Source organism: Metasolibacillus sp. (genome assembly GCF_025291715.1).
Classification (GTDB): domain Bacteria; phylum Bacillota; class Bacilli; order Bacillales_A; family Planococcaceae; genus Metasolibacillus; species Metasolibacillus louembei.
This window is the reverse complement of record NZ_JAMBIZ010000020.1, coordinates 31,741-56,115: the sequence shown is the minus strand read 5'-3', so window position 1 is coordinate 56,115 and position 24,375 is coordinate 31,741. Positions and strand designations below refer to the sequence as shown.

The 24,375-nt window shown below is 37.7% G+C and carries 19 protein-coding genes and 1 other annotated feature; of the genes, 4 read left to right on the top strand and 15 right to left on the bottom strand.

Annotation, left to right across the window (positions count from 1 at the left end; all coding sequences use genetic code 11):
• Nucleotides 1-122 precede the first annotated feature (122 nt).
• Nucleotides 123-344: a DeoR family transcriptional regulator gene (locus M3Z76_RS12920; protein ID WP_042474511.1), complete on the top strand. Its 222-nt coding sequence runs from the start codon at nucleotides 123-125 to the stop codon at nucleotides 342-344.
• 66 nt (nucleotides 345-410) lie between these two features.
• On the opposite strand, the gene M3Z76_RS12915 is transcribed toward M3Z76_RS12920, so the two are convergent.
• The 3 genes from M3Z76_RS12915 to M3Z76_RS12905 all read right to left on the bottom strand — a co-directional run bounded on the left by M3Z76_RS12915 (nucleotide 411) and on the right by M3Z76_RS12905 (nucleotide 4,739).
• The gene (locus M3Z76_RS12915; protein WP_293927514.1) at nucleotides 411-1,895 is read right to left on the bottom strand and encodes a GGDEF domain-containing protein; all 1,485 of its coding nucleotides are present in this window, start codon (nucleotides 1,893-1,895) and stop codon (nucleotides 411-413) included.
• Between the two features lie 504 nt (nucleotides 1,896-2,399).
• Nucleotides 2,400-3,113 carry a pseudouridine synthase gene (locus M3Z76_RS12910; protein WP_293927517.1) on the bottom strand — a complete coding sequence of 238 codons (714 nt, stop codon included), beginning with the start codon at nucleotides 3,111-3,113 and terminating at the stop codon, nucleotides 2,400-2,402.
• A 12-nt stretch (nucleotides 3,114-3,125) separates the two neighbouring features.
• On the bottom strand, nucleotides 3,126-4,739 hold the full coding sequence (locus tag M3Z76_RS12905; protein WP_293927519.1) for a putative polysaccharide biosynthesis protein: 1,614 nt from the start codon (nucleotides 4,737-4,739) through the stop codon (nucleotides 3,126-3,128).
• Between the two features lie 132 nt (nucleotides 4,740-4,871).
• Between M3Z76_RS12905 and M3Z76_RS12900 the strand changes: the two genes are divergently transcribed.
• On the top strand, nucleotides 4,872-6,137 hold the full coding sequence (locus M3Z76_RS12900) for a BaiN/RdsA family NAD(P)/FAD-dependent oxidoreductase (RefSeq protein ID WP_293927521.1): 1,266 nt from the start codon (nucleotides 4,872-4,874) through the stop codon (nucleotides 6,135-6,137).
• Between the two features lie 67 nt (nucleotides 6,138-6,204).
• Here the strand turns inward: M3Z76_RS12900 and M3Z76_RS12895 are convergent, their stop codons facing one another.
• The 11 genes from M3Z76_RS12895 to M3Z76_RS12845 form a co-directional block, all read right to left on the bottom strand.
• On the bottom strand, nucleotides 6,205-6,342 hold the full coding sequence (locus M3Z76_RS12895; RefSeq protein WP_293927523.1) for a hypothetical protein: 138 nt from the start codon (nucleotides 6,340-6,342) through the stop codon (nucleotides 6,205-6,207).
• A 110-nt stretch (nucleotides 6,343-6,452) separates the two neighbouring features.
• Nucleotides 6,453-6,884, bottom strand: a complete 432-nt coding sequence (locus tag M3Z76_RS12890; RefSeq protein WP_293927525.1) for an SRPBCC family protein — start codon at nucleotides 6,882-6,884, stop codon at nucleotides 6,453-6,455.
• Nucleotides 6,885-6,925: 41 nt separating this feature from the next.
• Nucleotides 6,926-9,079 carry a bifunctional diguanylate cyclase/phosphodiesterase gene (locus tag M3Z76_RS12885; protein WP_293927528.1) on the bottom strand — a complete coding sequence of 718 codons (2,154 nt, stop codon included), beginning with the start codon at nucleotides 9,077-9,079 and terminating at the stop codon, nucleotides 6,926-6,928.
• Between the two features lie 352 nt (nucleotides 9,080-9,431).
• Nucleotides 9,432-11,594 carry a bifunctional diguanylate cyclase/phosphodiesterase gene (locus tag M3Z76_RS12880; protein ID WP_293927531.1) on the bottom strand — a complete coding sequence of 721 codons (2,163 nt, stop codon included), beginning with the start codon at nucleotides 11,592-11,594 and terminating at the stop codon, nucleotides 9,432-9,434.
• A gap of 250 nt (nucleotides 11,595-11,844) precedes the next feature.
• Nucleotides 11,845-12,972 (bottom strand): carboxynorspermidine decarboxylase, encoded by a 1,128-nt coding sequence (gene nspC / locus M3Z76_RS12875; RefSeq protein WP_293927533.1) that lies wholly within the window; start codon nucleotides 12,970-12,972, stop codon nucleotides 11,845-11,847.
• Nucleotides 12,972-14,171 (bottom strand): saccharopine dehydrogenase family protein, encoded by a 1,200-nt coding sequence (locus M3Z76_RS12870; protein WP_293927536.1) that lies wholly within the window; start codon nucleotides 14,169-14,171, stop codon nucleotides 12,972-12,974. The genes nspC and M3Z76_RS12870 overlap by 1 nt, the downstream gene beginning before the upstream one ends.
• 1 nt (nucleotide 14,172) lies before the next feature.
• Nucleotides 14,173-15,039: a polyamine aminopropyltransferase gene (gene speE / locus M3Z76_RS12865; RefSeq protein WP_293927539.1), complete on the bottom strand. Its 867-nt coding sequence runs from the start codon at nucleotides 15,037-15,039 to the stop codon at nucleotides 14,173-14,175.
• A 1-nt stretch (nucleotide 15,040) separates the two neighbouring features.
• Complete coding sequence (locus M3Z76_RS12860) at nucleotides 15,041-16,501, bottom strand: aminotransferase class I/II-fold pyridoxal phosphate-dependent enzyme (RefSeq protein ID WP_293927541.1); 1,461 nt, start codon at nucleotides 16,499-16,501, stop codon at nucleotides 15,041-15,043.
• A gap of 606 nt (nucleotides 16,502-17,107) precedes the next feature.
• Nucleotides 17,108-17,899 (bottom strand): phosphotransferase family protein, encoded by a 792-nt coding sequence (locus M3Z76_RS12855; protein WP_293927542.1) that lies wholly within the window; start codon nucleotides 17,897-17,899, stop codon nucleotides 17,108-17,110.
• A gap of 52 nt (nucleotides 17,900-17,951) precedes the next feature.
• Nucleotides 17,952-18,140, bottom strand: coding sequence for a hypothetical protein (locus M3Z76_RS12850; protein WP_293927544.1), 189 nt, complete (start codon nucleotides 18,138-18,140; stop codon nucleotides 17,952-17,954).
• 13 nt (nucleotides 18,141-18,153) lie between these two features.
• On the bottom strand, nucleotides 18,154-19,338 hold the full coding sequence (locus M3Z76_RS12845) for a class I SAM-dependent rRNA methyltransferase (RefSeq protein ID WP_293927546.1): 1,185 nt from the start codon (nucleotides 19,336-19,338) through the stop codon (nucleotides 18,154-18,156).
• 464 nt (nucleotides 19,339-19,802) lie between these two features.
• On the opposite strand from M3Z76_RS12845, the gene M3Z76_RS12840 reads away from it, so the two are divergent.
• Together M3Z76_RS12840 and M3Z76_RS12835 are read left to right on the top strand one after the other, a co-directional pair.
• Complete coding sequence (locus M3Z76_RS12840) at nucleotides 19,803-20,492, top strand: hypothetical protein (protein ID WP_293927549.1); 690 nt, start codon at nucleotides 19,803-19,805, stop codon at nucleotides 20,490-20,492.
• A gap of 502 nt (nucleotides 20,493-20,994) precedes the next feature.
• Nucleotides 20,995-21,342 carry a hypothetical protein gene (locus M3Z76_RS12835; protein WP_293927551.1) on the top strand — a complete coding sequence of 116 codons (348 nt, stop codon included), beginning with the start codon at nucleotides 20,995-20,997 and terminating at the stop codon, nucleotides 21,340-21,342.
• Nucleotides 21,343-21,399: 57 nt separating this feature from the next.
• On the opposite strand, the gene leuS is transcribed toward M3Z76_RS12835, so the two are convergent.
• Nucleotides 21,400-23,814, bottom strand: a complete 2,415-nt coding sequence (gene leuS, locus M3Z76_RS12830) for a leucine--tRNA ligase (protein ID WP_293927553.1) — start codon at nucleotides 23,812-23,814, stop codon at nucleotides 21,400-21,402.
• A 98-nt stretch (nucleotides 23,815-23,912) separates the two neighbouring features.
• Nucleotides 23,913-24,119, bottom strand: a binding site (T-box leader).
• Nucleotides 24,120-24,375 lie beyond the last annotated feature (256 nt).

Sequence of the window (24,375 nt, the reverse complement as noted above, 5' to 3'; positions counted from 1 at the left end):
TAGATTACTTTTGAAAAGGGGTTGTCTGGGGCATCAACGAAAAGCCTACGTGCACTCCGCACATATTGTCGTCCGCTAGTCTTTGCCATGAGAATTAAGATCGAAGGAGTGGTTCACTAATGATGAAACCAACTACTGATAGAATGCTTAATCGTATTAAAGACGTGTACATGTTTATTCTTACAAAAGGAGAAGTGTCTACACAGGATTTAGTCGAAGAGTTCAACATCACTCCTCGCACCATTCAAAGAGATTTGAATGTGTTAGCCTTCAACGACTTGGTTATGAGCCCAAGTCGAGGTAAATGGACAACGACGAAGAAAAAAGTAAAACTGACATCCTAGTTTCACCTTGTTAGGTGAACGTAACAAAAAGAATGCCCTTTTCGTCGGGGGCATTCTTTTTCTGCATTATAATACTTTTAACGAATAGCGATTTTTACCACCATGCTTTGACATATACAATGCCTCATCTGCTCTTGAATATAGGTCTCGTTCTGTTTCTTGCAAATCGGCTTGCAACGTACCACCAATACTTAATGACAGCACTGCCCACGCTAAGTCGCTTCCTTGCCTTTTTAGAGTAATTTCCTCAATCGCTTGATTGGCGATTTGCTCTAACTTTTCAATGGTTGCATCTTTAATAACGATAGCAAATTCATCTCCGCCAAATCGAACGACAAAGCCTTCCTTTCGAGCAAGTTGCTCAAGCATTTTAGCAAGCTCTACTAAAACAATATCCCCCTTTATATGGCCATATTGGTCATTTACTTGTTTAAAATTATCTACATCAAATAACAATACGCCCATTTTTTTGCGCTGTTGTCGTTTTAATAGCTTTTCTACTTGCTCTAAATAAGTTGCGCGATTGTATACACCTGTTAATGGATCACGTTCTGCCTGTCGAATTGTTTTCATTAAAATTAAATTTAATACAATGAGCGCGATAATCGATGTAAAAATAGCGACCGCTAAAATGAAATAAAACTGCTGTGTATTTCTTTTCAGCCATGCTAGCTCTGATGCATTGTTATATTTTAGAAAAACTACTCGCTTCGTAGAGTAGCTTCTATTTTGCACATTATCATAAGGTAAAAAGCGATAGGTTTCGATAATTCCATCCCCTATATGCCTTTCATACTGTATAATATTTGATGTTTCAAGCGCGCGTCGGAAAGCTGCCTGAAACTCTGTATCATTGCTTTTGACAGATTCATGTTCCCCCTCTGAATTGCTTAAATAATTGCCTGCACGGTTAATGATTTTCACTTCTAATAAATCATCATATTCTTTTGGTAATTTTGTCGCAATATCAAAAAAATTGAAATCACTGAACAAAGCAACATCCTTTGCTCGTATACCTAGCTCCATTAAATATTCATGATCAGGGGTTGCTAAATAGCTATATTTCCACATTTCATTCAGCTGTGTTGAAATATCTATTCCCTCTGTGAAAAATTCCCCACTCAATCTTCTTTGTGTAAGGACACGATCAAATTCTGCACAGCACTCTTTAAAATTCATACCTAAATCCGGTGGGTATGTTGTATGAACGATTGTATTGGTATTGTCCATAATAAATATTTCCATACCATGTTGCTGTTTCATTTTCTCTAAATCCCATGACAATATATCCGGATTTTCCTTATACAGCATCGCCATTTTACGAAGCTCTGTTTCTACAGTTTTCGAAAGGTCTTGCTCTAAATGATATTGCACAGTATCAGTCGCCTCTAAATTATCTAAAATTTGATTTTCAATTAATGACCAATTGACTTTTGTCCGTTCTTGAATATCATTTTGTACAAGCTTACGATTAGTGAACGTTACAACAGTTACTAAAATCACTGCAAAAATGATAAGAGATAAAAGAAGCTTAATATGTAAATTTTTCATGTTAAACACGTTCCCTCATTGAAATTGAATTACCAAAATGAATTATTTATTTCGCATTTAACGGACATGCGATGAATAATTGTAAGAGCGCAACGACCCACTTTAAAACTTGAGAACAACTCCTACTAAATTGAAGTTGTATTCTATGTATAAATTTTTCCGCTTATATCAAGCACCTTACTTCCCTTATCAAAATAAGATTACAGTAAAAAATAAACTATTCATTAAAATTAAATGAAATATTTTACAGCAACTTAACAAATTGGTTATAAAATAATTTATATTTTTTGAATTATTATAAAACATGAGTAAAATATTATCAAAAGGAAAAATGAGTTAATAATGTAGTTATAAAGTATGTATATTTCTAGTAGTCTTAACTATTTTAGAATAAATATCAAATTATATTAGTTCTATATATCTAAGAAGATAAAAAAAGTAACAATAAGGAATAATTTTTTCCCATTGTTACTCGTATTCATTCTATTTTTCGTTAAAAAATATTTATTTATTATTCATTAATAGTTCTAATTCCTCTGCTGTCACTTCACGATATTGTCCTAACGCTAAATTTTCATCTAATAAAAGTGAGCCCATTGATAAGCGTTTTAAATATGTTACCTTTTTCCCAACAGCTTCAAACATACGCTTCACTTGATGGAATTTACCTTCCTGGATTGTCAATTCAATTTCTGATAGTGCATCAGATTTCAAAATGACCAAATGTCCTGGCTTTGTTTCATAACCATCATCCAATGTAACACCTGCAGCAAATGCCTTGATATCTTCCTCTGTTACTTGTCCGTCTACTTTTGCATAATATGTTTTTGGTACATGCTTTTTCGGTGACAATAAATTATGTGCAAGCTGCCCGTCATTGGTAATTAACAGTAAACCTTCCGTATCTTTATCTAAACGTCCTACTGGAAAAGGCTTAAAATGCTGAGCAAGCGGGTCTAATAAGTCAATAACTGTTTTATCATAATTATCCTCCGTAGCGGAAATGACCCCCTGTGGTTTATTCATCATTAAGTAAATAAATTCTACATAATGCACGCGCTCACCGAAAACTGTCACATGCTGCTCATCTGGATTAACCTGCATTGCAGCATCCTTCGCCACAGCACCATCAATCGTCACAGCTTTTTGCTTCAATAATTGCTTTACTTCTTTACGGGAGCCATAGCCCATATTTGCTAATAATTTATCTAAACGCATAATTCCTCCGCCTTAATTCATGCCTAATTTATCGGCGATTTTTTTAACTCTAGCACCTAATAGCTTTTGCGCTAATCCAAGGCGTAGCGATAAATAGCCATATACGCCTGCACCTGCTGCTGCACAAATTAATAAATAAACAAGTGCTAACATTTTGCTATCAGCTGGCGCAATCCATTGTAAAACGGCATAAATAATTGATACGACAAGCGTCATTACAATCGTTAAAATGCAAATTAATAATATGCGACGCATCGCCACTTTAGCATTATATTGCAACGTACGATGAATAACAGTAATATTAATCACACAAGTCACCGCATAGCCAATCATCGTCGCTAAAATTGCTCCATCTACTTCCAACCATTTAATGAGCGGAATATTCAAAACAAGCTTTACTAAAATCCCTGTCAGCAAGCTAAAAATAATCCATTTTTGATAGTTGATACCTTGCAGCAAGGAAGCTGTCACAGAAAAGATGGCAAATAAAATTGCTGCTGGTGCGTAATGCATTAAGACCATCGCACCATTTTCACTTTGTTCATATAAAACATGGTACAACGATGGCGCTAAAATCATAATGCCGACAACAGCTGGAATCGTCACAAACAATAACACTTGATACATCTTATCCATCGTACTGCGCAATGTATGTAGCTGACCAAGTGTAAAATATTTCGTAATCGTTGGAATTAAAGCCATTGATAAACCAGTTGCTAGCATAACAGGAATAATAACGATTTTATGCGTCAATAAATTGAGCATTAAAAAGTAAATATCTGTTAGCTTCGCATCGACACCTTTTGCAATCATTGCACCATTAAACGTTAGCATATCCACTAGTTGGAATAGTGGATTGGCAATGCCCACGAAAATAATAGGAATCGAATAGGTGAAAATTTCCTTATAAATTTCGCTATAGGATACTTGTTGGCTCGCAATGGAATTAGCTTGTAGCACCCGAAATTCAGGTTTAAGCTTTTTCCAATAATGATATAACACAAATAAACCACCGAGCGCTCCAATAAATGCGGCAAATACGGCAAATTTAATTGCTGTTTCTGGCAAGCCACCAAACAGCACAACGACAACGAACGAGCCGCCGAGCAACACAACGATACGCGCAATTTGCTCAATCAACTGCGAAACAGACGTTGGCATATAATGACCGTAGCCTTGGAAATAGCCGCGAATTAAGCTCATCAAAGGGACAACAAGTAACGCATAGCTCACCCAACGGATGACTGAAGCGATTTGCTCCACACTGTACAGTTGCTCATCATCTTTAATGACCATATTGGCAAGCGGTGTTGCCAGTAAATTTAATAAAATAAATGATGCCAAGCCTGTCAATAGCATGACAATTGTGCCTGATTTCATTAAACGTACGCCCGTCTTATAATCGCCGAGTGCATTATATTTGGCAACAAACTTTGAAACCGCAAGTGGCAGCCCAGAAATGGCAATCGACAGCATAATCGTATAAGGTATGTATGCATACTGATAAAGAGCCATATTCTCTTCACCAACAATCGCATAAAATGGGAATAAGTACACAAGACCTAAAAGCTTTGATAAAAATAACCCGATTGTTAAAATCGCAGTTCCCTTCATTAATGATGACATGTTATTCTTCCTATCTTTTCTCAATCTAAAATTAGCCTACCTGTAAGTTTACATCTATGTGACCATTAACTCAAACAAATTGTGTATAATGGTAAAGAAAAATCAATTGTACTAGAAAGTGAGCATATAACTATGTATGATATTATCGTCATCGGCGGTGGTCCGTCTGGCTTAATGGCCGCCATTGCAGCGGCAGAGCAAAAAAAAACAGTATTATTAATCGAAAAAGGCGGCAAGCTCGGTAAAAAGCTAGCCATTTCTGGTGGTGGTCGTTGCAATGTGACAAATCGCCTACCCGCAGAGGAAATTATTCGTCATATCCCTGGCAATGGTCGCTTTTTATATAGCCCCTTTACCGTTTACAACAACGAGGACATTATCGCCTTTTTCGAAGGCTTAGGTGTAGCATTAAAGGAAGAAGATCACGGGCGCATGTTTCCCGTATCTGACCGTGCACAGGACGTTGTTGACGCACTTGAAAAACAGCTCAAAAAATTAGCTGTTGAAGTCCGTCTTCATACCGCAGTACAAAAATTGCTAATCGATGAGGAACGCGTTTTTGGTGTACGCTTGCAAGATGGTACTGAAATTCGCGCAAATGCCGTTATCGTTGCGGTTGGTGGCAAAGCTGTTCCACAAACGGGTTCCACGGGAGATGGCTACCCATGGGCAGAGCGTGCGGGTCATACTGTCACAGAGCTATATCCAACAGAGGTGCCTGTTTTATCGAAGGAGCCATTCATCGCCTCACGTGAGCTACAGGGACTCGCATTACGCAACGTTGCTGTGTCTGTATTAAATGCAAAAGGTAAGCCGCTTGTGACACATCAGATGGATATGCTCTTCACCCATTTCGGCTTAAGCGGCCCAGCGATTTTACGCTGTAGCCAATTTATCGTCAAAGAACGCAAAAAAAATGGCGGGGCACCAGTACAGGTTCGCATTCAATCGCTGCCTGCCTATAACGAGGAAGGCTGCTTCCAAATGCTCATGCAAACGATAAAAGCAGAGCCAAAAAAAGCAGTCAAAAATTTATGGAAATCGCTTGTGCCAGAACGTTGGCTACTATTTTTATTAGAGCGAGCAGGCATTGACAGCGCTCTAACAGGTGCAGACCTTTCACAAGAAAAAATTCGTGCACTTGCTCATGAGCTCATTGCCTTCACAATGAATGTACATGGCACACAGCCACTCGAAAAAGCATTCGTCACAGGTGGCGGCGTTTCAGTGAAAGAAATTGAGCCAAAAACGATGGCATCAAAGAAAAAGCACGGACTTTATTTCTGCGGCGAAATTTTAGATATCCATGGCTACACAGGTGGCTATAACATTACGTCAGCACTTGTCACAGGACGCATTGCGGGGATGAGCGCAGGCGGCAAAACTGCGGGGCATTGAATCCCGCAGTTTTTTGCTATCTTACGGGCGAATTTTAATGTTTAATGTGCGAATCACTACCTTTGAACTACTCTAACAAATTCCCTTGTTGGTCGTAGTAGTGAAAGGTAAAATGTCCATCACTTTCTTGCATGCTAACAGGTATTGCTAAATAATCTCCGTATGCCTCCATTGCTTGCCGCAATTGCTCGTCATGCCCTTTCACACACTCACCTCCTAAAAGCAATTTGTAGTTAGACTGCCACTCTTATAAAAAAGTTTCATATTTTTCGTAAAAAAAGAAGACTGCCCATTTTTTAGACAGTCCCTCATACATTATTTAATTTGTCGTGCGATTTTCTCTGTCAAACGTGATGTTACTTTTGGTAGCACCATTTTAATAACCGGTGTTAAAACCGCACCTGACAAGCCGCCAGCGTTTACTTCGAGAATACCTGTCATCGTTGTTTTTCCAGCATCTTCTTCAGCCGTAAATTTACCGCTTCCTGTAAAGTTATCCGTTAAGCCCTTTAGCTCGAATTTAATGTTTGATGGCTCATTAAATTCAATAATGCTTAATTCCATTTTCACTGTCTTTTTCAAGCCTTTAAAATTACCTTCAAATGTCCAAAGTGATTTTTGTTCATCAATTTGCTCATGTTCCTTATATGCAGGAACCAATGTTGCCCAATGCTCAATTTTACTTACATACTTCCATACCGTTTCAACAGGTACAGGAATTGTTACTGAATGTGATGCTGTTGCCATTTTTTCACTACTTTCCTTCTATATCGTTATTACCTCTACCATTATATAGGCTGGGGCTTAATTTTTACTAGTAATTGTTGTGCCCTATTTTCAATTTCTTCAAATTGCTCCTCTAACACAGTTCCTCGTAAAGGCTTGCTAATTAAAAAACCTTGAATGGAATCACATTGTGCCTGCTCTAAATAAGCCAGCTGCTGCTCTGTTTCAATACCTTCTGCAACAACGCTCAGCTTCAAATGCTTTGCCATCGATAAAATCAATAGCACAATCGCATCCTCTTCTGTACTGTTATCAATATTCCATACGAAGCTTCGATCGATTTTCAAGCAATTGACAGGAAAATCCTTTAAATAGGATAGCGAGGAATAGCCTGTTCCAAAATCGTCGACAGCTATTGTAATTCCTTGCTCCTGTAAGCTTTGAATAACAGCCATAACAGAATCCGTATTAATCGTCATGCTTTCGGTAATTTCTAACTGCAAATAGCTCGCATCAAGATCGGTTTCGTCTAAAATATCTTGAACATGCTCAACAAAGTTATCTTGTAATAGTTGTCCCAATGATAAATTAACAGCAACTTTTAAATAGCGATTTTGCGCTTGCCATGCTTTTGCTTGCTTACATGCTTGCTCTAATACCCACTGTCCAATTGGAATAATTAACCCTGATTCCTCTGCAAGTGGAATGAACTCTCCAGGAGAGATAAAGCCTCGTTTACCATGCTGCCACCTTACTAAGGCTTCTACAGAATAAATTTTACCTGTTTGCAAATTCAATTGTGGTTGATACTCAATATATAGTTCATTTCTTTCAATCGCTTGACGCAAATCATGCTCTAATAAAATGCGATTGGCACGCGACTCTGACATTTTCTCTTCATAAAATAGTACACTACCGCTATCCTCCCGTGCCTCATACATAGCAAATTGTGCATATTTTAATAGTCCGTCTGCCTCTTCTGCATCTTTTGGATATTGTGCAATGCCAACGTTAAAATGACTGTTTAATGAAAAATGTTGAATTTGAAATGGCTCTTTCATTATATTTTGCAAATCTTGAACAAGTCGGCATACATGCCAATCATCTAAGTCTTCTATAAATATAGCAAAAAGCTCTTCTCTCAATAAATAAACCGAATATTGCGATGGTAGTATTTGCGCAATTTTTTGTGCGACGCTTTGTTTAAAAATATCAGCATAGCTTGAACCTAACGTTGAACGAATCATTAATAGTCGATCTATTTCTAAGACAACCACCGTCTTCACACGCTGATCAACCGTTAAAGAATGATTTAATTGCTCTTTAAAATAACGCTCATTTGGAAGCCCTGTCAGTTCATCATAATAGGCTAGCTTATGTGCAACTCGCTCAGATTGCTCCAAGGAATCCTTCGCCTCTAAAATTTCCCGATATGGCTTCTCCATTCCTGAATAATAAATCGTTTGCACAATTAAAAAATAAGCGACAAGCTGAAAAAAATGACCGACGAAATTATTAATGTTCAACGCATCTGGAAAGGCAATAAATAAAACATCGCTCACAATAAAACAAATAGAGGCAAAAATATAATATAAATTTTTTCGTTTCGTTCCTTTTTTCACTGTCACAACAAGAAACATAATTTGTAGACATATAACGATTCCATGTAAAAGATGCTTTAAAGGAGTAGCTCCTTGCGCATCCATTAACGGTGGCAATTGTCCTGAATAAACAAGGAATGTAAAAATGCTTAAGATACTTGTTACAACCGCAGCGAAAACGACGACATATCGAACGCCTACATATTTGAATGGGACCATTAAAAATGAACTTAAACCCACTGCCACAATGATTCTCATAAATAAATAAAACCAAGTTGCTCGAGACATATCACTTTCATAAAAGAAAAACGGCATCCCTGGATAAGAGATTGTATGTAAAATTTCTACTACTGTCACAGCCGAAAAAATCATTGCTAAAAAAGTGAGACGATTGCTTATGCTATAACGCATAGAGATAAATACTTGGATAACAATGGAGACCGCCATTGCAATAATGAACAACTCTAAAATAAGGTGGATAATTACATAATTATTCATCCCAAAAATACTATATAAATAATCATTCATGACTAAAGAAATAATGACGGTCAAAATGATTATGATTAATAAACGGATGGGGTGTTCAATATATATAAATCTTTCATTAGTTCCCATTGTCTCATCCCTTTGCAGTCATTTCCTTTAAATGGCTATCTACAGGTTATTTTAACATAAATTGATTACTTTGTTTCCTTTTCATAAAAAATAATCGTCAATTATAACAGAGGTATGAAATAATAAAAACAAAAAAGGAAATTTATTTTTAATAGATTAAAAAATTCAAATTCTACAACTATTTCCTTAAATTAATTATGTCTTGGCGTAATTGATTTAAGATTTTAGAAATTAACCAAAATTATAGCTTGCACCTGCAGCGGTGGATGCTTTCTACTGAATCAGGATAAAATAGCAAACGGTTGTCTGAAAACGATGCATTCTCAAACAACCTCTTTAAATTATTAAATGCCTATCTTGCTTCCTCATATATTTTTTCTAATAATCGCTGTGCTTTACTTTCAATTTCATTGAACGTTTCCTCTAATACTTGAGCAGGTAATGGTTTGCTAATTAAAAAACCTTGAATTGTATCACAAGAAGCCTTTGTTAAGTATACTAGCTGTTTCTCTGTTTCAATCCCCTCTGCTACGACCTTTAACTTTAAATGCTTCGCCATTGATAATATCATCAAAACGAGCGCATCTCCTTCTGTATTTTGGTCCATATTCCAGATGAAGCTGCGATCTATTTTTAAACAGTCGAGTGGAAAATCTTTTAAATAAGATAGTGATGAATAGCCTGTCCCAAAATCGTCCACTGCAATTGTCACACCATATTCCTGCAATGTTTGAATAACTGTTGTAATAGATTCAATATTCATCGTCATACTTTCCGTTATTTCCAACTGCAAATAACGTGCGTCTAGCTCTGTTTCAGCCAAAATATCCTGCACATATTGCGTTAAATTATCTTGCAGCAATTGCCCTAATGATATATTTACAGCCACCTTGATAAACATTCCTTGTGCTTGCCATTTTTTCGCCTGCATACAAGCTTCTTTCAATACCCACTGCCCTATCGGTATAATAAGCCCCGTTTCTTCAGCAATTGGAATAAAGTTCGCTGGTGAAATCAAACCAAGTTGACCGTGCTGCCATCTTACTAATGCCTCAACAGATTCAATTTCTCTTGATGCTAAATGGAGCTGTGGTTGATATTCTACAATTAGTTCATTTCTAGCAATTGCTTGACGTAAATCGTTTTCAAGCACTAACTTTGCTGAGCGCTTTTCCGACATTACAGGCTCATAAAATAATACATTTTTTTGGTGCTGTCTTGCCTCATACATGGCAAACTCCGCATATTTAAATAAAGTTTGACTATCAATAGCATCCTTTGGATATTGTGCGATTCCTACATTAAAGTGACTCATCAATGAAAAATGTTGAATTGGAAATGGCTTCTGCATAATGCTTTGCAAGCTATCAACAACATTTAAAATAGTCTCATCGCCTAAATCATCTAGCATCAAAATAGCAAAGCGATCTTCCCCAAGAAAATAAATACTATACTTATTTGGCAACATTTCACGTATGCGGTCTGCTACGCTACATTTTAAACGATCTGCATAATGAGAGCCTAACGTTGATTGAATCATGGACAGTCGCCCTAGTTCTAAAATCAACACCGTTTTCGTATCTTCATTTTTAGTGAATTTATGGAGCTGCTCCATAAAGAAACGCTCATTTGGGAGCTGTGTAAGCTCATCGTAGTAAGCCATTTTATACATTGCTTGCTCAGATTGCTCCAGCGATTTTTTCGCCTTGGAAATTTCTCGATAAGGTCTTTCAATAGCTGAATAGTAAATCGCTTGTACAAATAAATAAAAAGCAAATAAATGAAAAATATGCCCTAAAAAATTACTAATATTATGAACATCTGCAAAAAAGATAAATAAGATATCGCTAAAAATTAAACAAATAGAGGCAAATACATAATACAAGTTGGTATCTCTTTTTTTACCACCTAAAATAATGATAATTAATACAAATTGTAAAGCTGCAGCAGTTGCTTGTAAGCTATTTTTTAATGCAGTTGGACCTTGTTCATTAGCAAGTAGCGGCAATATTTTCACTGGCGCATACACAGTATAAGCAATTCCGAATACAGCAATAGCAACCCCAGCTCCAACTAATAATGCAAAGCTTTTTTGAACAATTTTTAACGGTACTAAAAAAATAAAAATCAGACCTATCGGCAACAGTATTCTAATAACCATATAGAGCCAAGTTGCTCGATATGCCTCACTTTCATAAAGAAGGAAGGGCATTCCTTCATATGATAATGTATGTAAAATTTCTAAAAGCGTAATGGAACCGAATAACGCAATTAAATACACCGCCCTATTTGTTAGTTTATAATGTGCACTTGTTAGCACTTGCATAACAATGGAAACGGTTGCTGCCACAATAAACATTTCAACGATAAGATGAACCATTATATAATTATGTTCACCGAAGAGAGCATATAAATGATCTTGTAACAATAGTGTTATGACTAATACTGCAATAATTATGATAAAAAGCCTAGTTGGATGTTTAATATAAGGAAATTTCTCATCTATTTTTCTCATAAATTGCTCTCCTCTTTAATAACATGTTTCCGCTCTTGCAGTTATCTTATCATATCTACCACCTATTCGTTACTGTTTATAATAAATTTGTAGCAATCAAACATGATAAAAGTTTACTAGATGATTATATATGTTAATAGGTACAAACTGATATTGTTAAGTAAATTCACCTATTTTAATAAGCACAAATACTTATTAAAACGATAAAACCCTGAAAATTTTGCATTAAAAATTTTCAGGGTTCTTTACATTAAGAAAGTCGACCTTTAAAGTCCTCATAGCTAAATTGTTTTTGAATGCGGCAGTCACCATTTGCATCCTGCAAAACAATTGCAGGCAATGCCATGCCATTAAATGTATTGTTTTTAACCATGGAGTAAATCGCCATATCTTCAAATACTAAACGGTCACCTACTGCTAATGGCTGATCGAATGAGTAATCACCGATGACATCACCCGCTAAGCAAGTAGGTCCACCTAAGCGATAAGCATAAGGCTTTTCGCCAACAACACCCGAATTTTGAAGCGGTGGACGGTATGGCATTTCTAGTACATCAGGCATATGGCAAGAGGCTGATGTATCTAAAATTGCTAACTCCATGCCGTTTTCTAGCGTTTCTAAAACAGTCGTCACTAAGAAGCCTGCTCTGTAAGCAATCGCCTCACCTGGCTCTAAATACACTTCAAGCCCATACTTCTCTTGCATGCGTGTAATGCAAGATTCCAGCAGCTCGATATTGTAGCTATCGCGTGTAATATGATGCCCACCACCGAAATTAATCCATTTCATTTGTGGCAGCCATTGACCGAATTTCTCTTCCACTGCTTCCAGCGTAATTGCTAATGCGTCTGAATCCTGCTCACATAAAGTGTGGAAGTGAATGCCATCGATTTTGTCTAAAAGCTCTGGCTTAAAATGCTTTAATGTCACACCAAAGCGACAGCCACGCGCACAAGGGTCATAAATTTCTTGCCCTTCCTGTGTCGAGCATTCAGGGTTAATACGCAAACCAACACTTTTACCTGCCGCTCGTACCTTGTCAGCATACTTCTCCACCTGTGCAAAGGAATTGAAGACGACATGGTCGCAAAGCTCGATAATTTCATCGATTTCGTCCTCACGATATGCTGGTGAAAAGACGTGATTTTCCTTACCCATTTCCTCGCGTCCAAGCTTCGCCTCATACAAGCCGCTTGCCGCTGTTCCACTCAAATATTTGCCGATAAGTGGATACAACGAAAACATAGAGAAAGCTTTTTGTGCCAAAATAATTTTACAGCCTGTGCGTTCCATCACACCGTGTAAAATCTTTAAATTATTTTCAATCAACACTTCATCTACAACGTAGCTCGGTGTTGGTACTTGTTCGAATTTCATTAGTCAACCAACTCCGGATTGAAGCTTTCTTTCCAAGGTAAGCCCCATTTGTTTAATGCGTCCATGTATGGGTCTGGGTTGAATTCCTCTACATTGTAAACGCCTGGCTTGTTCCACTCACCATTGACAACTAGCATCGCACCAATCATTGCAGGTACGCCTGTTGTGTAAGAAACCGCTTGTGAACCAACCTCTGCGTAGCAAGCTTCGTGGTCACAAATATTGTAAACATAATATGTTTTGTCTTCGCCATCTTTTTTACCACGGAAAATACAGCCGATATTTGTTTTCCCTTTAGTGCGTGGTCCTAATGATGCTGGATCTGGTAATACCGCTTTTAAAAATTGTAGCGGAATAATTTCCTTGCCTTCAAACATAATTGGCTCGATTGAAGTCATCCCTACATTTTCTAAGCATTGTAAATGTGTTAAATAGCTTTGACCGAATGTCATGAAGAAGCGAATTTGCTTTAAGCCTGGCACATTTTTCGCTAATGACTCAAGCTCCTCATGGTATAGCAAGTACATATCTTTTTCGCCAACTTCTTCAAAGTTGTAGACGCGTTTAATTTCCATTGGCTTTGTTTCAATCCATTCGCCCTCTTTCCAGTAACGACCGTTCGCTGATACTTCACGAATGTTGATTTCTGGGTTGAAGTTTGTTGCGAATGGGTAACCATGGTCGCCACCGTTGCAGTCTAAAATGTCGATATATTCGATTTCATCGAAATGATGCTTTAATGCATGTGCAGTGAATACACCTGTTACACCTGGGTCGAAGCCTGAGCCTAAAAGTGCTGTAATGCCTGCTTCTTTAAAGCGCTCATGGTATTCCCACTGCCATTTGTATTCGAATTTTGCTGTATCTTCTGGCTCATAGTTTGCCGTATCCATGTAGTGCGTTTTTGTTGCTAAACATGCGTCCATAATTGTTAAGTCTTGATATGGTAATGCAAGGTTCATCACGATATCAGGCTTCACTTCGTTAATTAACGCAATTAGCTCCTCTACGTTATCTGCATCAACCTGTGCTGTTGTAATTTTTGTACCTTGACCATCTAATTTTGCTTTTAAGTCATCACATTTTGATTTTGTACGGCTTGCGATGCAAATTTCTTCAAATACCTCGCTGTTTTGTACACATTTATGAACTGCTACAGACGCTACGCCGCCTGCTCCGATAATTAATGCTTTTGCCATTTTACATGTCTCCTTTATGTTCAACTTCTGTTAGTAGTTTTTGTACGTAATTCGGTAAATAGAACGCACCTTTATGCAAATTCGAATTATAATATTTTGTTGGAATATTATTCGATTTCCAAACACTTGCACTCATATCCTTCACAGGATGATATTTTTTAGAGGCAAAGCCAAAAAGCCAATGCCCTGACGGATATGTTGGGATGTGCGCTTGATAAACGCGGCTAATTGGGAAGCACTCGATAATGCGCTGATGTGCACGCTGCATTGCAGCAACATCCTCATCGTAAAACGGGCTCTCATGCTGATTAACCATAATGCCGTCTTCCTTTAAGGCTTTATAGCAGCTGCCATAAAACTCTCTTGTGAATAACCCTTCGCCTGGTCCAAATGGGTCTGTTGAATCAACGATAATAATATCGTATTCATTTTCACAAAAACGTACATATTTTAAGCCATCCTCAATATGAATATGGACACGCGGATCATCTAGCTTGCTTGCTGTTTGTGGCAAATAAGTTTTCGCTGCCTCAATAACCATTTCATCAATTTCTACTAAATCGATATGCTCAACCGATTGATATTGCACAAGCTCACGTACAACACCACCATCGCCTGCACCGATAATTAATACCTTTTTCGGATTCGGGTGCACCGCCATTGGCACATGTGTAATCATTTCATGGTAAATAAATTCGTCCTTCTCTGTTAGCATCATAAAGCCATCTAATGTGAGAAAGCGTCCAAATTCCTTTGATTCAAAAACATCGATTCGCTGGAATTCGCTTTGTGCGCTATATAGCTGTTTATCTACGTTAATCGACAGCCGCACATTCGGTGTATGATTTTCGCTAAACCATAAATCCATTTCACAGCACCTCCGTTAATACGTTGAGTCGTGCAATTTCCACATCTTCAGGACCGATAATTGTGCAGTCCTTTTCTTTTGCATATTCAATATATTCGACAATTTCCTGGGTAATTTTTTCACCTGGTGCCAAAATCGGAATGCCTGGCGGGTAACACATAACAAACTCGCTACAAACGCGACCAATCGTTTCACGTAGTGGCAGCAATTCCTTCTCTGCATAAAATGCATATTGTGGTGTTGTCATCACTTGTGGGTCGATATATTCTTGTGTAATTAACCCCGCTTTATCCGTTTTATAACGGCGGCGGATTTCTGCTAATGCACTCACTAAACGCTCGACATCACGCTTACGATCACCGACAGAAACGTAGGCTAAAATATTGCCAATATCCCCAAACTCGATTTGAATATCATATTCGTCACGCAAAATGTCATACACTTCAATCCCAGCTAAGCCAATATCCAATGTGTGCACCGACAGCTTTGTTGCATCAAAATCATAAATGCTATCACCATTAATCAGCTCACTGGAGTAGGCATAGTAGTCACCAATTTTATTAATTTCATCGCGCGCATATTGCGATAGCTGCACGACATGCTCGAAAATGCCTTTGCCATTTAACGCTAAATTACGACGGGATAAATCTAAACTAGATAATAATAAATACGAACCGCTTGTCGTTTGCGTTAAGTTAACAATTTGGCGAGCATAGCCAGCGTTAATCGCAGGCCCCATTAATAAAAATGAGCTTTGCGTCAAGCTTCCACCTGATTTGTGCATGCTAACAGCCGCCATATCCGCACCTGCCGCCATCGCTGTAATCGGCATATTTTCACCAAAATAAAAGTGTGTGCCGTGCGCTTCATCGACAAGTACAAGCATACCATGCTCATGTGCTAAGTTAACGATGCCTTGTAAATCCGAGCAAATGCCATAATACGTTGGATTATTCACTAAAATCGCCTTCGCATCAGGATTTTCCTTAATCGCTTTTTCCACCTGTGAAATTTTCATGCCAAGTGAAATACCAAGCTGATAATCCATATCTGGATTTACATAAACAGGCTCTGCTCCACAAACAACGAGTGCATTAATGACACTGCGATGCACATTGCGTGGTAAAATAATTTTTTCTCCACGCTTACATGCAGTTAACACCATTGATTGTACCGCTGAGGTTGTACCGTTCACCATAAAAAAGGCATTGGCTGCACCAAATGCTTCTGCAGCTAGCTCCTCCGCATCTTTAATGACTGACACAGGGTGACATAGATTATCGAGCGGCTTCATCGAATTGACATCAATGCCCACACATTGCTCGCCTAAAAATGCTGTCAACTCAGGATTGCCGCGTCCTCGTTTATGTCCTGGTACATCAAATGGCACAATGCGCTGACTTTTAAATTGCTGTAACGCTTCATAGATTGGCGCATTATGTTGTGACAATCGCGTACTCATCTCTCTCACCTCTTTACTGAAACTTAGTGCTTATCCCCATTCACGCAAAAAAAGCAAGTGAATGGTATACGCACCATCACTTGCTTTTGTATGTATCGTTATGAAAAAAATTCCATTTACAGCGGGCACAAATAGACCCGTAGCGCTGCTAGGAGGAGTTCTTTTTCAATATTCATACATAACCGAATAGGTTTTTTTAGAGTCTATATAGCAAATCATTACTTTTACCACTCTTATTGACCGTTTCACAAGTTGATGTGCATTTCTACACTGGTTGTAAAGTAACCAACTTATAAAATTTGAGCTTCTAACTCAATCAATAAAGCAACTTGACGTTGCCAGTCGGCAGTTGACCCGGCTGTCCGTATGGCCTTAACTTTCCTCAGCAAATGAAGCTTACCGAAAGTGGTCAAAAAGTATTTGCTGGAAAGACTCCTTCATGAATATTGGCTTTCCAATTTAACAACTCGTTCAGTTTAACAATGGACGTTTTATTTGTCAATTACATGAGGCAGGTTTTTTTGAAAAATGTGAGAAAAATGCAATACAATACTGATAATATCAACCTTTCGGACAATTGTTACAATTTGATTGCAAGAGGTTTTATTAGAAAAATTCATATAAGCCCTTCGCAAAATAATGGTATATATCATCATCCATTCCCCTTTCCCCATATCCCTCAAAGAAGATTTGCTTGTCCATGTCATTGTCAAAAGCATTTGGTTTCGGACGAATAGCTAGCGACAAATCGTATCTTGGATCTCCAAACGCGCCTCCACTCCAGTCGATTATACCTGTAATAATACCATTCTCAACTAGAATGTTATCAATTGTGAAATCGCCATGAATAAGCGTTTGTTTAACATATGAAGGTTGAGTTGCTTGAATTTTTTCCAGCAATTCTTGCGTTCCATCTGCTTGATTATTATTAAAATTATAGCGTGCTTGCTTTAACATTTGCTTGAGCCAAGGCTGCTCGCCCCTCAACTCATTAGGACAAGGTGTTGAATGAATGCGCTGCAATATTTGCCCGAAATTAAAGATTATTTGTTGTCGTTTTTCTTGCTTTCGTTCATTAGCTAAAGCACTTCTAATCGTTTCTCCTTGTAAAAATTCAATAAGAGCCCATGATTCATTGCTAGCTTTTTGCTCAATCGCAAGCTTCACTTGTGGAATAGGTAAATTCGTTTTGCTTGTTAAACAATTGATTATAGCTACTTCTTTCATTAACCATGAAGAGAATTGACCTTTTGCTCTTTTTAATACATGCAGCCCTTGATTATTTTCAATGATAGCTACGTTAGAAGCGTGACCCTGTCTTGGAAATTTCATAGAATTTATATTTTGTAAATATGCTTGAATTTCATATGGTATTTCTTCGATTTTTATTGGACACATGATTATCGCCTCTTTACAAAAAATAGCTGGCCTTAACAGCCAGCTTGCTCATTTATCTTATTCTTTCTAAATCCTGATAATCCTGCATAAAGCGTCCACCATCTGCTACAGCAGAATGGTAAAGCGCTTTAACAGCAGCCGTTTTATCTAAGCCCATCTCTTTTTTGATGGCCTTTAGCTCATCATGAAGCTCACGATGCTCATTAATTAGCTTGAGCATTGTATTTTTATTATATTTCATGGCTTTTGCCTCCTTATAGTACTTGGATAAAGACAACCTTTAAATAATTGAATTCTGGGTAATTATGTGGAACTTGGAAGTCCTCTGGCAGTTGATGCTGCTCTAAAATTTTATAGCGCTTTTTCGCATCTTTAAATGCCTTATCAATGAAGGTTTTAAATTTTTTCATATTGAAGCTCGCATTATTTGTTGAGGCAATGATAACGCCGTTTTCCGCCGTAATTGCCAGTGCATCTTTTAGTAGTTTTGGATAATCCTTTGCTGTGCTAAATGTCATTTTTTTCGTGCGCGCAAAGCTTGGTGGATCAAGTACAACAACATCGAACGTTAATTGATGGCGTGCTGCATAGCTAAAGTAATCGAAGACATTCATCACCTTAATATCCTGTGCTTCATAATCAATAGCGTTGACGCTAAACTGCTCAATCGTTTTTGCTAAACTACGCTTTGCTAAATCGACACTTGTCGTTTTCACTGCACCACCAAGTGCTGCCGCAACCGAAAATGCCCCTGTGTATGAAAAAGTATTGAGCACCGTTTTCCCTGCCGCATACGAATCACGCAATGCCTTACGCACATTACGCTGATCAAGGAAAATACCTGTCATCGCTCCATCGTTCAAGTCAACCGCATAATTCATGCCGTTCTCTTGCACAATAATTGGAAACTCGCCCTTTTCGCCTGACACATAGTCATCCTGCTCTACATACTGACCATTCGTATGAAAACGCTTCTTCTCATAAACGCCACGGGCATTGACTACTTCTGCAAGTGCTGTATAAATAGCTTCTCGGAATGCATAAATACCTTCACTATACCAGCTCACCATATAAAAGCCGTTAAAAAAGTCAATCGTTAAGCCACCAACGCCATCTCCTTCGCCATTGAAGACGCGAAAAGCTGTCGTATCCTCCGCATCAAAAAAGCTTTCTCGGCGCGTGACAGCATCATGAATTTTCTTCGCAAAAAATGCCGCATCAATCTGTTCATTTTCCTTGCGTGTGAGTACCCAGCCAATGCCTTTATTTTGCACGCCATAATAGCCTGTTGCGATGTATTGCCCTTGCTTGTCTATTAATTGTACAAGCGTCCCCTCTTCAATTGCAGTATCCTCATTTTCTGTCGCATCTTTTAAAATTAATGGATAGCCATTTTGCAATTCTTTTACGTAGTTGTCTTTTATCAATAATGTTAGCATATCGTCATCCTTTGTTTTGGTATTTCTTTATTATACACTTATTCGTTAGTTACCTAATAAAATATCATTAAATTTCTTTAAATGAAATGAATTAAAAAGTGTAGCTATATTTTTTGATTTTCTACATTTTGGCGGAATATTGGCGGTTAGCGACAAAAAATGGCGGAATATTAGTATTGAGAAAATAAAGCATACATGTTACTTTATAAATAACCTAGGGATTACATAATATTTACTTAAAAGGTAGATTTGCGAAAATTAGTTTTTATGTAATAAAACCAACTGATGTGTGTTTTGCAGTATACAAATAATGAAATACAAGCTTATAAAATGGATAAAAAGCAAGATATGTAATTCTATTTTTAGGAATGATTTTCACAATTTGACTAGGCAAGCTCACTTACGCAAAAGGAATCATTAAGTACGGCTATTAATTTGCCAAGGCATACACGAGGAGGAATTTTATGAAACAATTAAGATGGTTTTCAGTGTTTTTTACAGCGTTAATTTTATTTATTTTTATTTCCACAAGTATTTCCACAGAAGCTTCAATGCGGGAATTGTCCAAAGATGAGATTGATACATTACTTTCTGAAAATCCATTCTATCAATCCGACAAAAATTTTAGACCTGCTACAGAATATGAATTTAATCAAATAGCTCAGATGGTAGATGAAAAAACAAATGAAAACCCACATGAAGAGGTAGATATACAAGAAATTTTAGAAGAATTAGATTTAAACGATATCGGATTTGTAAAACAAGAAGAATTTGATAAAGTAAATTATTTTAGCTCAGCATCTGCTGGAATAGGTTCAGTTGGCTTTACCAATTATTCACGTACAAGCTTTAACTTTGAAACAGCAGCTCATGTTCGAAATGTTCTTCCTTTGACAACACTTGATCAAATTGCCGGGTTTCTACGAGGTTACTCTATTTTACCAAACGCTAATGCTTATGTGCTACAACATAGTACATATTTTTCTGAATTAAAAGTTAAACATGGTCTAATAGTAGTAACAAGCGTAAAATCTGTACCCCATTTCCAAAAAGATGCAAAATTCGAAATTTCAGCAATCGTGAATGATGGTGGCGCAACAACAAGTGTATTCAATCGAGCTATAAGTCATCCAAACGGTAGTTTTTCTCAGTAATAAATTCAACATTAGCTCTTAGTAAATGGATTTTGTAGGAGTTTTTTTATTTCAAATTATTTAGGAGTATAAAATGAAAAGCAAACATCTTAAAGATTCTTATTTCATTTTAATAAGCCCCATAATATGGATATTTATTTCCATATTAGGATTGGTTAGTTTATTGGTTAGTCTCTTGAATTTGCGAAAAGCTTTAACCACTAAAACTACATCTCCAAAAATGCTTTCTCAAGATGAAATAGAATCTCTACTTGTAAAACAACACCACCAGTAAATACAGTGAAAGAGAGGTATGATTCTATCTATCACTCTTTCATTATTTCATTTGTATTTTTGCCCCTTTTATGATTTACCCCACATTGATATATTATTTAATTTTCTGTATTTTAACGAAAAATTGAGCGTGTAAAAAAAATATATATTACACTAAAAACAAACTATGGATTTCACAAGCCTATTTCAACAAAATATTACCATTTAATTCAGAAAAGAGGTGAAGTTTATGAGAAACAAAAAGGTATTTTTTGTAGTATCATTACTCTTTGTTCTTATTATGCTAGTTGGCTGTAATAAAAAGGAGGGTTTGTCTAATCCCATATTTAATTGGGAGGGAGCCAATTATGTTGTAACAAATGAGCCTTTACCTGAATTTGACGTGGAGGAAAAAGTAGGAGAAACTACTACTAAAGTGACGGAGCTGCCATCTAGTCATGGAGAAGGATTTGCACTGCCTATCGGTACTGAGCTATACAAAATAAAAGATATCGAAATTACACATAGCTTTGATGGGATGATGGCTGTTAAAGTCGATGAAAAATTCAAAGTTGCTAGAAGGTTAAATGAACCTTAATTTCGACATATTAAAAATCAGCCAACCTCGATAATGGAGAGGTGGCTGATTTTTTTATTACTTCACAACGATATTCACTAGTTTACCTGGAATAACGATCACTTTGACAACGTCTTTACCTGCGATAAATTCTTGTACTTTTTCGTCTGCTAATGCAGCAGCTTCTAAGTCTTCCTTTGAAATATCTTTTGCAACTTTTACTTTTGCACGCACTTTGCCTAGTACTTGTACAACCACTTCCACTTCATCTTCTACAAGCTTCGATGGGTCGAATGTTGGCCATGTAGAATACGTAATTGTTTCAGCATGACCAAGCTTTTGCCAAAGCTCCTCTGCAATATGACGAGCGATTGGTGAAATCATTTGGACAAAGCCTTCTGCATACTCTCTTGGTACAGCATCCACCTTATAGCATTCGTTAATGAATACCATCATTTGTGAAATCGCTGTGTTGTAGCGCATTGCTTCAAAGTCTTCTGTTACCTTTTTCACTGTTTGATGATAAACAAGCTCTAGCTTGCCGTCATTTGTGTCCACGATTTTGCTACTTACCGTGCCATTATCATCAATAAATAGACGCCAAATGCGCTCTAGGAAGCGACGTGAGCCATCTAAGCCATTTGTTGACCATGCTTTTGAGGCTTCAAGTGGTCCCATAAACATTTCATAAAGGCGTAGCGTGTCTGCACCGTGTGATTCAACGATATCATCTGGGTTGATCACATTGCCTTTTGATTTTGACATTTTTTCGTTGTTTTCACCTAAAATCATTCCTTGGTTAAATAGCTTTTGGAATGGCTCTTTTGAATGCACAACACCGATATCATATAGCACTTTGTGCCAGAAGCGAGCGTATAGTAAATGCAGCACCGCATGCTCTGCACCACCAACATAAATATCAACAGGCAACCAGCGTTTTGCTAGCTCTGGATCGATAATCATTTCATCATTATTCGGGTCGATATAGCGTAGGTAGTACCAGCAGCTACCAGCCCATTGCGGCATCGTATTTGTTTCACGACGACCTTTTTTCCCTGTCACAGGGTCTACTACATTTACCCACTCTTCAATATTAGCAAGTGGTGATTCACCTGTACCGCTTGGGCGAATATCATTTGTTTTTGGCAGCATTAATGGTAGCTCTTCCTCTGGAACAGTCGTCATTGTGCCATCTTCCCAATGAATAACAGGAATTGGCTCACCCCAATAGCGTTGACGTGAGAATAGCCAATCACGTAGACGGTATGAAATTTTCTTCTCACCGACACCGTTTTCCTCTAGCCATGCAATCGCTTTAGCAATGCCATCCTCTTTATTTAAACCGTTTAAGAAATCAGAATTAATATGCTCGCCATCACCAGTGAATGCTTCATTTTCAATATCACCACCAGCAAGCACCGCTTTAATTTCTAAGCCAAATTGCTTAGCAAATTCATAGTCGCGCTCATCGTGAGCAGGAACCGCCATAATCGCGCCTGTACCGTAAGTTGCTAACACATAGTCCGCAATCCATACAGGGATTTTGGCACCGTTAATTGGATTCACTGCATATGCGCCTGTGAAGACACCCGTTTTTTCCTTCGCTAAATCTGTACGCTCAAGGTCTGATTTTGTTTTTACTTTATCAAGATATGCATCTACTTGTGCACGATGCTCTGCTGTTGTAATTTCAGCAACTAGCTTATGCTCTGGTGCTAATACTGCATACGTTGCACCAAATAGCGTATCTGGACGCGTTGTGAAGACATCAAATGTATGCTCTGTACCATCGATTTTAAATGTTACTTCTGCACCTTCAGAGCGCCCAATCCAATTACGCTGCATTTCTTTTAAGCTTTCTGGCCAATCAAGCTCATCTAAATCTTCTAATAGACGATCCGCGTATTCCGTAATGCGTAAAATCCATTGACGCATTGGGCGACGCTCTACAGGATGTCCGCCACGCTCTGATAAGCCATCGATTACTTCCTCGTTAGCAAGCACTGTACCTAATGCGGGACACCAGTTGACAGGCACTTCATCAACATATGCTAAGCCACGATTGAATAATTGGATGAAAATCCATTGCGTCCATTTATAATATTTCGGGTCTGTCGTATTAATTTCACGATCCCAATCATACGAAAAGCCTAAATCGTTCATTTGACGCTTAAATGTTGCGATATTTTTCGCTGTAAATTCCGCTGGGTCATTGCCTGTATCTAACGCATATTGCTCCGCTGGTAAGCCGAACGCATCCCAGCCCATTGGATGCAGCACGTTATAGCCTTGCATACGCTTAAATGAGCTTAAAATATCTGTCGCAATATAGCCTAGTGGGTGCCCTACGTGTAAGCCTGCACCTGATGGATATGGAAACATATCTAGCGCGAAAAATTTTGGCTTGCTGTTGTCGTTCACCGTTTTAAATGTTTTATTATCTGCCCAATACTTCTGCCATTTTTTATCAATTTCTTGATGATTGAAACTCATATTACTCCTCCTCAAAATCATAGTATCGACTTGTTTTCTATCGCCCAAACCGAAGTGACTGAATTTTTAGAAAAATAAAAAACTCGCCCCCTTCCGTAGAAAGGGACGAGAGTATATTTGACTCCCGCGGTACCACCCAAATTAGTGACACTGCACTCAGCTCCAGCTTCTTAACGCGAAAACACGGCTTTTAGTATCTAAAAGCAAACTCAAAGGCGAGTTCAATTTGTTCACCTGTTAGCTTACACCAACCGCTAACTCTCTAAAAAGTGTCGAAATTTACTACTCCTTGTCATAGTCGTTGTATATAATGCCTTCATTCTAAAGGAATTAGCTTGAAAGTACAAGTTTTTTTTTTGCGTGCCAGGCACACACACAATTTCCACACAATTCATGAAAAAAAATTTTTTATGCACTTTACTATTCAAATGACAAATTTCATTCGTTTTTCACAGTCAAATTTCTAATTTCAAACATTTTGCACAATAAGTGCTTTCTTGAGCCATTTGACAAGATTTATCATTGTTTTTACACTATATTCAATTCATATAAAAGGAGGGC

Excerpts from the sequence above, each read along its gene's own strand:
- M3Z76_RS12920 (WP_042474511.1), top strand. The coding sequence starts at position 123 with ATGAAACCAACTACTGATAGAATGCTTAATCGTATTAAAGACGTGTAC.
- M3Z76_RS12915 (WP_293927514.1), bottom strand. The coding sequence starts at position 1,895 with ATGAAAAATTTACATATTAAGCTTCTTTTATCTCTTATCATTTTTGCA.
- M3Z76_RS12910 (WP_293927517.1), bottom strand. The coding sequence starts at position 3,113 with ATGCGTTTAGATAAATTATTAGCAAATATGGGCTATGGCTCCCGTAAA.
- M3Z76_RS12905 (WP_293927519.1), bottom strand. The coding sequence starts at position 4,739 with ATGTCATCATTAATGAAGGGAACTGCGATTTTAACAATCGGGTTATTT.
- M3Z76_RS12900 (WP_293927521.1), top strand. The coding sequence starts at position 4,872 with ATGTATGATATTATCGTCATCGGCGGTGGTCCGTCTGGCTTAATGGCC.
- M3Z76_RS12890 (WP_293927525.1), bottom strand. The coding sequence starts at position 6,884 with ATGGCAACAGCATCACATTCAGTAACAATTCCTGTACCTGTTGAAACG.
- M3Z76_RS12885 (WP_293927528.1), bottom strand. The coding sequence starts at position 9,079 with ATGGGAACTAATGAAAGATTTATATATATTGAACACCCCATCCGTTTA.
- M3Z76_RS12880 (WP_293927531.1), bottom strand. The coding sequence starts at position 11,594 with ATGAGAAAAATAGATGAGAAATTTCCTTATATTAAACATCCAACTAGG.
- nspC (WP_293927533.1), bottom strand. The coding sequence starts at position 12,972 with ATGAAATTCGAACAAGTACCAACACCGAGCTACGTTGTAGATGAAGTG.
- M3Z76_RS12870 (WP_293927536.1), bottom strand. The coding sequence starts at position 14,171 with ATGGCAAAAGCATTAATTATCGGAGCAGGCGGCGTAGCGTCTGTAGCA.
- speE (WP_293927539.1), bottom strand. The coding sequence starts at position 15,039 with ATGGATTTATGGTTTAGCGAAAATCATACACCGAATGTGCGGCTGTCG.
- M3Z76_RS12860 (WP_293927541.1), bottom strand. The coding sequence starts at position 16,501 with ATGAGTACGCGATTGTCACAACATAATGCGCCAATCTATGAAGCGTTA.
- M3Z76_RS12855 (WP_293927542.1), bottom strand. The coding sequence starts at position 17,899 with ATGTGTCCAATAAAAATCGAAGAAATACCATATGAAATTCAAGCATAT.
- M3Z76_RS12850 (WP_293927544.1), bottom strand. The coding sequence starts at position 18,140 with ATGAAATATAATAAAAATACAATGCTCAAGCTAATTAATGAGCATCGT.
- M3Z76_RS12845 (WP_293927546.1), bottom strand. The coding sequence starts at position 19,338 with ATGCTAACATTATTGATAAAAGACAACTACGTAAAAGAATTGCAAAAT.
- M3Z76_RS12840 (WP_293927549.1), top strand. The coding sequence starts at position 19,803 with ATGAAACAATTAAGATGGTTTTCAGTGTTTTTTACAGCGTTAATTTTA.
- M3Z76_RS12835 (WP_293927551.1), top strand. The coding sequence starts at position 20,995 with ATGAGAAACAAAAAGGTATTTTTTGTAGTATCATTACTCTTTGTTCTT.
- leuS (WP_293927553.1), bottom strand. The coding sequence starts at position 23,814 with ATGAGTTTCAATCATCAAGAAATTGATAAAAAATGGCAGAAGTATTGG.